Source organism: Bacillus sp. 2205SS5-2, from assembly GCF_037024155.1.
Lineage (GTDB): Bacteria > Bacillota > Bacilli > Bacillales > Bacillaceae_K > Bacillus_CI.
In genome coordinates, this window is record NZ_JAYKTS010000033.1 from 36,556 (window position 1) to 45,758 (window position 9,203).

The 9,203-nt window shown below is 37.4% G+C and carries 9 protein-coding genes and 1 rRNA gene; 8 read left to right on the top strand and 2 right to left on the bottom strand.

Annotation, left to right across the window (positions count from 1 at the left end):
- Positions 1 to 122: 122 nt before the first annotated feature.
- Positions 123 to 1,418, bottom strand: a complete 1,296-nt coding sequence (locus tag U8D43_RS17675; RefSeq protein WP_335872502.1) for a glutamate-1-semialdehyde 2,1-aminomutase — start codon at positions 1,416 to 1,418, stop codon at positions 123 to 125.
- Positions 1,419 to 1,553: 135 nt separating this feature from the next.
- Between U8D43_RS17675 and U8D43_RS17680 the strand changes: the two genes are divergently transcribed.
- From U8D43_RS17680 to perR, 6 genes are all read left to right on the top strand, one after another.
- Complete coding sequence (locus U8D43_RS17680; RefSeq protein WP_335872503.1) at positions 1,554 to 2,564, top strand: ABC transporter ATP-binding protein; 1,011 nt, start codon at positions 1,554 to 1,556, stop codon at positions 2,562 to 2,564.
- A gap of 411 nt (positions 2,565 to 2,975) precedes the next feature.
- A complete protein-coding gene (locus tag U8D43_RS17685; protein ID WP_335872504.1) occupies positions 2,976 to 3,767 on the top strand; it encodes an ABC transporter permease in 792 nt (263 codons plus the stop codon).
- A 2-nt stretch (positions 3,768 to 3,769) separates the two neighbouring features.
- On the top strand, positions 3,770 to 4,555 hold the full coding sequence (locus U8D43_RS17690) for an ABC transporter permease (protein WP_335872505.1): 786 nt from the start codon (positions 3,770 to 3,772) through the stop codon (positions 4,553 to 4,555).
- A 175-nt stretch (positions 4,556 to 4,730) separates the two neighbouring features.
- On the top strand, positions 4,731 to 5,135 hold the full coding sequence (locus U8D43_RS17695; RefSeq protein WP_335872506.1) for an ion channel: 405 nt from the start codon (positions 4,731 to 4,733) through the stop codon (positions 5,133 to 5,135).
- 62 nt (positions 5,136 to 5,197) lie between these two features.
- Positions 5,198 to 5,674, top strand: a complete 477-nt coding sequence (gene bcp / locus U8D43_RS17700) for a thioredoxin-dependent thiol peroxidase (RefSeq protein ID WP_335872507.1) — start codon at positions 5,198 to 5,200, stop codon at positions 5,672 to 5,674.
- A gap of 829 nt (positions 5,675 to 6,503) precedes the next feature.
- Entirely contained in the window at positions 6,504 to 6,944 is a 441-nt protein-coding gene (gene perR / locus U8D43_RS17705; protein ID WP_335872508.1) for a peroxide-responsive transcriptional repressor PerR, read from the top strand.
- Positions 6,945 to 6,970: 26 nt separating this feature from the next.
- On the opposite strand, the gene U8D43_RS17710 is transcribed toward perR, so the two are convergent.
- Complete coding sequence (locus U8D43_RS17710; RefSeq protein WP_335872509.1) at positions 6,971 to 7,315, bottom strand: YgzB family protein; 345 nt, start codon at positions 7,313 to 7,315, stop codon at positions 6,971 to 6,973.
- A 154-nt stretch (positions 7,316 to 7,469) separates the two neighbouring features.
- Here U8D43_RS17710 and U8D43_RS17715 point away from each other — a divergent pair, with 154 nt between their 5' ends.
- Positions 7,470 to 8,336, top strand: coding sequence for a nucleotidyltransferase-like protein (locus U8D43_RS17715; RefSeq protein WP_335872510.1), 867 nt, complete (start codon positions 7,470 to 7,472; stop codon positions 8,334 to 8,336).
- 757 nt (positions 8,337 to 9,093) lie between these two features.
- Positions 9,094 to 9,203: ribosomal RNA gene (locus U8D43_RS17720) — 16S ribosomal RNA — on the top strand; the annotation flags it as partial.

Consider the following 9,203-nt stretch of genomic DNA (forward strand, 5'->3'; position numbering starts at 1 on the left):
TCATGCATATTTATGGATAAAAATTAAACAGTAAAACTGGCATAACGAATGAAACCGCTTACAAAAATGAGTGAAAAAAACACCCTCAACATCTTAGGAGAAGCCGAGGGTGTTTTGCATGTTTATTCGTTTGAAAGCTGTTGAAAGGCATTATCAACTGCGACGAGTGTTTTCTTTATATCTTCTTCTGTGTGGGCAATTGTTAAAAACCAAGCTTCATATTTAGACGGGGCTAAGTTGATTCCTTGATGTAGCATTAATTTGAAAAACTTAGCGAACATCTCCCCGTCAGTGTTCTCTGCTTGAATATAGTTAACTACCTTTTCATTTGAGAAATAAATCGTTAATGCACCCTTTAATCGATTGATGGTAATCTCGGTGTTATGCAATCTTGCGGATGCAAGTATTCCTTCTTCTAATACTTTTCCGAGTCGATCTAATTGGTCGTATAGCCCATCTTCCTTTAAAACTTCAAGACACGCTATTCCAGATAACATGGATGCGGGGTTGCCAGCCATAGTTCCAGCTTGGTAAGCAGGACCTAGTGGAGCAACAGTTTCCATGATATCAACTCTGCCCCCATAAGCCCCAATTGGAAGGCCACCGCCAATAATTTTTCCTAGCGCTGTTAAATCAGGTTTTACACCTAAGTAATCTTGTGCTCCACCGTACATAAAACGGAAGGCGGTTATCACTTCATCATAAATCACAAGTGCACCAGCTTGATGCGTTAGTTCATTTATTTTTTCAAGGAAGCCTGGTGTTGGTTCGACGATTCCGAAATTACCGACAATCGGTTCGACTAAAACAGCGGCGACTTGATCGCCCCATTTTTCTAATGCTTCCTTAAATGGTTCCACTTCATTAAATGGAACGGTAATCACTTCGTTGGCAATACTTTTCGGAACACCAGCTGAATCAGGTGTTCCGAGAGTCGAAGGGCCTGAACCGGCAGCAACGAGAACTAAATCTGAATGACCATGGTAGCAACCAGCAAATTTAATGATTTTATCACGACCTGTATACGCCCTCGCCACGCGGATTGTTGTCATCACGGCTTCTGTTCCAGAGTTCACAAACCGAACTTTTTCAAGCGATGGAATTGCTTCGCAAATCATTTTAGCAAATTTTACTTCATGAGGGGTGGGGGTACCGTAAAGCACCCCGTTTTGTGCCGCTTTGGTGATTGCTTCTGTGATATGGGGGTGAGCATGACCTGTAATGATGGGGCCATATGCAGCTAAGTAGTCAATGTATTTATTGCCATCAACATCCCAGAAATAAGCTCCATTTGCTCTTTCCATTGCCACTGGTGAGCCCCCTCCTACTGCTTTAAAGGATCTTGATGGACTATTGACCCCACCTAAAATATTCTCCAGAGCCTCACTATGTAAAAGTTCTGATTTTGAAAAATTCATGAAAAGCCTCCTAATCTTTTAACATGCTTATATTCTAGACCTCCGCTTTTGTTTGCGCAACAAGCATACTTGTCTTAATTTTAGCAGAGGATATGATAAACTAGTTCTGGCAGTTTAGTGAGGGAGGTACAATAGATGGAAAATGCCATATATGTAGATGCATTAACAAAAGAATTTAAATCATATTCCAGCCGCTCAGGCTTAAAGGGAGCGTTTCGGGATTTATTTACTAGAAATTATCAAACGAAGGTTGCTGTTGATGCCATCAACTTTACGGTCAGACAAGGTGAAATGGTCGGGTATATCGGTGAAAATGGAGCGGGGAAATCGACCACGATTAAAATGCTAACGGGGATTTTAACCCCGACGGCAGGGGAAATAGTAGTAAATGGGATGAACCCACATAAAGAAAGAGAAAAATTTGTTAGCACAATTGGAGTCGTATTTGGTCAAAGATCACAGTTATGGTGGGATATTGCTGTCCAAGAATCGTTTCAATTATTAAAAAAAGTATATAAAGTGTCAGACGAAGATTATGAAGAGCATATGGGACATGTAATTGAAACGTTAGACATTGCACCATTACTGGATAAGCCAGTACGGAAACTCTCACTTGGTCAACGAATGCGATGTGAACTTGCCGCGGCTCTCGTACATAATCCCCCTTTATTATTTTTAGATGAACCAACCATTGGATTAGATGTGTTGGTTAAGTTAAAAATAAGAGAATTTTTAAAAGAAATAAATAAAAAATTTAATACAACCATCCTATTAACTACACATGATTTATCCGATATTGAGGCCCTTTGTGAACGCGTCGTGATGCTAGATGAAGGGAAAATTATCTATGATGGTTCTCTTCAGCAACTAAAAGAAAGTTCAGGAGACTATAAAGAGTTTCAGTTTCAGTTTTTAGAAACGGTAGCGGTGACAGAGTTAATCAATTTAACAAAAGATTTAGGAGTAGCGTGGAAAGAAGACCCAGGGGAGCAAGCATTTATTGCGACCATTCCTGCTAGAGATGAAAAAATAGCGGATCTAATCGGTAGAATTGTAACAGCATATAAGGTGAGAGATATGAAGGTTAGAGAAACAACAACAGAGGAAATTATTCGTAACATTTATGTAAAGGGAAATGAATCGTAAACATAAAGAGAAATATTCAAGGCTTCTAAGTATTTTAGCTTGGCTTGAAAAGCTGAAATCACTCGGAGATCCAGAATGAATCCATGAAAATAGATAGATCCAAATTGTGTAGGGAATTAATTGATGTACTCTAGAGATGTATATTTCTTTCCATTTGGCTTTTTTCGTTTTCATTGCTAGCCTATGTCACTCTCCAAAAAAATCGGCAGCAAGTAGGTCTCTTTACCCTGTCAGAAATATACAAGCTATAAAGGTCTGCATCGCGTGAGGAAAAGAGTTAGGAGGCATGAATCTCACGTTTGTTTTACTTATCGGATAGATGACCATATCGGCGGAAATAGCCTTTCTTTATAACCGGGTATTAACAGTTCTTTGTTGGATAGGACAATCACTAACTCAAGGAGAACACTCATGGCAAAATATATAGAAATGATACGCATTCGTTTTTTGATGATGCTAGCGTATCGAACGAATTATTATAGTGGAATATTAATATACTCTATTAATATCGGCGCTTATTATTTTTTATGGCAAGCGATTTATGGAGGTAAAGAAGACATTCAAGGATTATCTGTTTCACAAATGACCACTTATGTAGCTGTAGCGTGGATGGCAAGAGCCTTTTATTTTAATAATATCGATCGAGAAATTGCAACAGAAATTAAAGAAGGGAAAGTGGCTGTGGAATTGATTAGACCGTATAGTTACTTAGGGATGAAAACAATGCAAGGGTTTGGTGAGGGCGTCTTTCGGTTGCTATTCTTCTCTATACCAGGAATGGTTATTGTTTCATTCGTTTTTTCATTAACGCTTTCAACCAACATCATCACATGGCTGTTTTTTGCAGTTTCACTTATGTTTAGCTTTCTAATTAACACACAAATAAATTTATTAACCGGTATAACGACCTTCTTTTTATACAATAATGACGGTTTGATTCGAGCCAAACGAGTCGTGATTGATTTGTTCTCTGGACTGTTATTACCAATCACTTTTTTCCCTATATGGGCACAATCCGTGATGAAGTATCTTCCCTTCCAAGGAATAAGTTATATTCCTAGCATGATTTTTACAGGAAATTTTTCCGGAAATGAGCTTCTAACGGCACTTTTTCTTCAGTTTATCTGGGTAGTGATTTTATTTATTCCGATAAACCTTCTGTGGAAGATAGCTAAAAAACAACTCATTATTCAAGGAGGGTGACTATGTTTTATGTATCAATGTTTTTTCAGTATGTCGCCCAGTATATGAAAACAAGATTGCAATATCGAACCGATTTGGTGGTTGAAATTTTTTCTGATCTTTTGTTTCAAGCTGTTAACTTAATATTTATTTTAGTGGTTTTTGGCCACACGCAATTTCTCAGTGGATGGAGCCGTGAAGAGATAATCTTCATCTATGGTTTTTTTCTCGTTCCTTATGCAATCTTTACTTCATTTTTTAATATATGGGATTTTAATGATCGTTATATCGTAAAGGGAGAGATGGATCGCATATTGACTCGCCCCATTCATAGTCTTTTTCAAGTTGTGCTAGAACGAATGGAGTTGGAATCCCTATTTGGGATTATTACGGGATTAGGGGTCATGTTGTATTCAGGGCATCTTCTAGGCCTTGTGTTATCTTGGTATGACCCTCTTATTTTTGTTTTATTTGTTCTCGGCGGTGCGATGATATATGCGGGCATCTTCATTGCTTTAGCTAGTATTGGTTTCTGGTCAGATGCGAAAACGTCAATTATGCCAATGATGTATAATATCGGGAATTATGGACGTTACCCTGTTGATATCTATCATTCAGTTATTCGTTTTATCTTAACTTGGATTTTACCTTTTGCTTTTGTAGGGGTATATCCATCAGCTTTTTTCTTAGGAAAAGAGGAGTGGTATGGATATGCTTTTTTAACGCCTATCATGGGCATCTTTTTCTTGTCCTTTGCCGTCCTGTTGTGGAATTCAGGCGTCAAGCAGTACAGAGGTGCTGGAAACTAACGATTGTCTAACAAGGCGATCGTTTTTTTATTGGGTAGAGAAGTATAAAATTCTCACAAATTTTTTTCGTGTTTAGCTCATGGTGCAATCTGCTTTTAGTATTAGTAGATAAGCATTTTTCTTCCTTCCCTCGCGTACAATGTGGTGACAAGCTATTAGATGAGGAGGAAGTAGAATGCTCTATATAATAGGTATGATAATTATCATTCTAATGTTTGCTAGCCTCCGGACACTTTTTACTCCAACCGAGACTCGTGCACACCATATCTCTTTACATCATTTTCTATTTTTAGCAATTGTGTATGTGATTTTTATGCTCGGATTTGCATTGCTATATTTAATTGTAGAAATGAAAGGGATATCCATCTTATTAGAAAATGGTCATAATTTAAAAGGGGACTATAGTCATCAATTCTTTACATCGCTCTATTTTAGCGGTGTGACTCTCTTTTCGCTAGGTTATGGAGATGTATCACCAATAGGAATTGGTCGAGCAATTGCTCTAGTTGAATCATTGTTAGGCTATATCATTCCAGCTGCCTTTGTTGTTCGAACTGTCCTTAATCTTGATAAAAGCTAATCATTGTTTTTCATGATAGTATTCTGTACGCTTAAAAGGAATTGAAAAATGGAGGGATAATAATGGCTGTGGAAATAGGAACAAAGGCACCACAATTTGAATTGATGTCAAACACAGGTGAATTGGTTAAGTTATCAGATTATCTTGGGAAGAAAATTGTTTTATACTTTTATCCAAAAGACATGACTCCAGGGTGTACGACTCAAGCGTGTGATTTTAGAGATTTGCACGAAGATTTTAGCGCTCTGAATACTGTCATACTCGGGGTAAGCCCAGATCCAGTTAAACGACATCAGAAATTTGTAGATAAGTACAATTTACCCTTTGCCCTTTTGGAGGATGAAGACCACAAAGTTGCAGAGTTATATAATGTTTGGCAACTAAAAAAAAGTTTTGGAAAAGAATACATGGGAATTGAGAGATCGACGTTTGTCATCAATGAAGAAGGAATGCTAGTGAAGGCATGGCGCAAAGTTAGAGTAAAGGATCATGTTGAAGCAGCATTGGCATTTATCAAAAGCGATATAGTGAATAATTAAGATAAACAGCCTATTTTTAAAAGAAAAAGGCGTTTGTCCACTCATTTTTGCAATAAGTACATACCTTAAAGTAGGGCATACCTCCTCAACAAGAAATTTCTTTGATAGACCAGTAACTCTGGTCTTTTTTTTAGCCTCAAACAAGAGCGTGGGTCGTAGATGTATAGGGGAAAACAGTGTGGTATTCTCCTTTAATCGAAGGGCTAGTTTTTTATTATGGCTCTTTTCGTATATAGTGTGGTTATTTCATCATATTTTTGATTAAACCTTCCATTTCACTGTTGATTTCCCTCAAAAATAGACGGATCCAGTACAGTGGCTAGGGACTCGGGCATTTGTCAGTCCACTACGTGAAGCAGGCTTCACTGCGTGTCCTGCCAGATGCCTGCCGTCCCTGGGCAGCCACTTCCGCTTTTCGTGATCCAGCTGCAGTGGCTAGGGACTCGGGCATTTGTCAGTCCACTACGTGAAGCAGGCTTCACTGCGTGTCCTGCCAGATGCCTGCCGTCCCTGGGCAGCCACTTCCGCTTTTCGTGATCCAGCTACAGTGGCTAGCAGCTATGGGACAAATAACATCCAACTCCAAAGGTTAGGACCTTCTCCGTTGAATAACATTTGCCTGCCGCTGCTGGGCGAGCCACTTCCGCTTTTCTTAAATGATGCTCAAAACAAAGATACATAAAGTAGTGTATAATTAACGATGGGAAAGCGGATATTTCTTCTATATGAAAGTAGAAATATTGACAAAAGGTATTAGTAATTAGTACACTATTTATAAATATTATAATGTAGTAATCATAATTTTATTAGAAGAGAGGTGCATGGGGCAATGTCAAGCTTACAGTTAACAGAAGCGATTGATACTTTAAAAGGCACTGGAGTCCGCATCACTCCTCAGCGTCATGCCATTTTGGAATATTTAATTCAATCAATGTCGCACCCAACAGCAGATGATATCTATAAAGCACTTGAAGGGAAATTTCCAAACATGAGTGTTGCAACTGTATACAATAATTTAAGAGTCTTTCGCGAAGTGGGTTTAGTGAAGGAGCTTACCTACGGTGATTCTTCCAGTCGATTTGATTTTGTGACAACAGAGCATTATCATGCTATCTGTGAAGGATGCGGTAATATTGTAGACTTTCATTATCCAGGCCTTAATGAAGTGGAAGATTTAGCTTCACATGTAACTGATTTTATTGTCAGTCATCACCGTTTAGAAATATATGGGCTTTGCCCAACATGTCAAAACACAAAAAAATCTCACTAAAAAAGTAGCTGACAAGTCAATGTCAGCTACTTTTTTTTATTATATTTTTCATCGAAATCCTTACCTTCAAGGTTAGGATCTAAGGTTAAAGGGTCGTTGCAATACATGCACATATCAACTCGACCAAGTACTTTTGTTGTTTTGCCACAGTTCGGACAAACGACTTGTACTGCTTTAGTCGATAACATACCAATCCAAAAGTAAACGACGGTACTAGCAATAATGGCTAGAAACCCGAAGATAATAAAGAAGGTCATGATAAGGGGCGTTTCTCGAAAAAAGATACCCACATACATAATGATAATTCCAATGAAGATGAGACTTAGTGCAAATGTACGAATTTTATTAATTTTATTAGAGTATTTTGCCATTTCTTTCCCTCCTAAAAGTCTACTATACCATATTATTGTGTTGTGTTAATATGTATAACGCACATTGTCGATTTTTGTCTGATTTCGCAGCAGGAGATTCTAAATCACTGTCGAAATTATTTAGTACCAAACAAGTAGTTGAAGGAGTTTTGATATGGAACACATTTTGAGACCGATTTATCAAGAAAGGGCAAGTCAACCGAATACTTTAGGTGTGTTACTGGTTGAAAAAAGGAGAGACACTAGCCCAGTAACAGACCTATTCGATGCAGTGTTACTAATTATTGTGAAAGAAGCAGAGAATGAAGTGTTTACCAAACATTACATTTATGAAGAAAAAAAGGCAGCAATGCATGTTATTACAGAAGCCCAATTAAATCAATGGCTACTCTTAGGATCTAATCGAAAAATGGTTGACTGGCTATTTAACGGAAAGGTATTATTCGACAGAAATGAATATATAGAGAAACTAAAAATCGAGTTAAGAGATTTCCCTTTCTATGGAAGGAAAATTAAGATGGGAATGGAATTTGCGAAATTAATAAGACGGTATATTGATGGGAAAGCTTTCTTTGAAGCAAAACATTATTTAGATGCCTATAATCATATAGTTCATTCATTACATCACTTAGCGCGTTTGTCTGTTATTGAAAACGGCTTCCATCCTGAACTTACAGTTTGGAAGCAAGTGAAACAAATTGAACCCGAAATATTTAAATTATATAGTGAGTTAGTAAGTAGTGAAGAGCCAATCGAAAAAAGGTTAGAGCTATTGTTTATCGCTAGTGAATTTATGATTCATTCTCGGACAGCGAGTTGTTCAGCACATATTATGGACATAATGAAGGAACAGGAAATTTGGACAATTCAAGAGTTGCAAAATCACAAGCATCTACAGCACTACTCTGTTGATCTTGGTGTGTTACTTGAATACTTAATAGAAAAGAAGTTCATTGATATTCATAAAACGGAAACAAAAGGTCAGTACGTGTATCATCGACTATACAAATCTGTTAAATGAAGTTAGTTTTTAATTGTGAGAATTGTGAATTAGTCACTTCTTTATTAAAGCCTCTTTTCGGATATATTGTTGTTATTTAACTCTTTTGAAGATTGCCTCACATATGTATTCGAAAGTATTACTGCCGATAATGGATCAGAGTTTAGTGCAATAATGGTAATTGGTAATTCGGGAGGGCATACCAGTTTATATTACTCACCCATATGTGTCGTATGCAAGATAAACAATAGGACGTCTTAAAGGCGAAATACATAGGTTTATTAAAAATAGGTATCCCTTTCATCAATTACTTTAGAAACGACACTCCAAAGAGTAGGAATATAGATGGATGAATTCCGTGAAAAATTTCGGGTTATGAAACACCTATTGAACGATTCAACCAAAGTTGTACATTTGAGGTTCCCTATGACTGTATAAGGATGTTGCATTTTATGATGATAAAAAAATATATAAATAACAAAAAAAGATTGACGTTATTTTTGAATGATGTTATATTAATAAACGTCGCTGCTGAACGAGCATCTTACTTGGTTGGTAGCGACTGATAATTATCTCTAAAACACTTAAAAAACTTCCGAAAAAAAGTTATTGACACGAACGAGTGAGGGTGTTAAGATAATAAAGTCGCCGAGAGAGAGAAGCGGTTACGAAGAATGATTGAACTTTGAAAACTGAAAAGACGAAACGTCAACGTTAATTTAAACGTAAGAACTTGATTCTTACAAAAAAATGTTTTATGAGCAAGTCAAACTTAACTTTTATGGAGAGTTTGATCCTGGCTCAGGACGAACGCTGGCGGCGTGCCTAATACATGCAAGTCGAGCGAACAATGAGGAGCTTGCTCCTCATTGTTAGCGGCGGACGGGT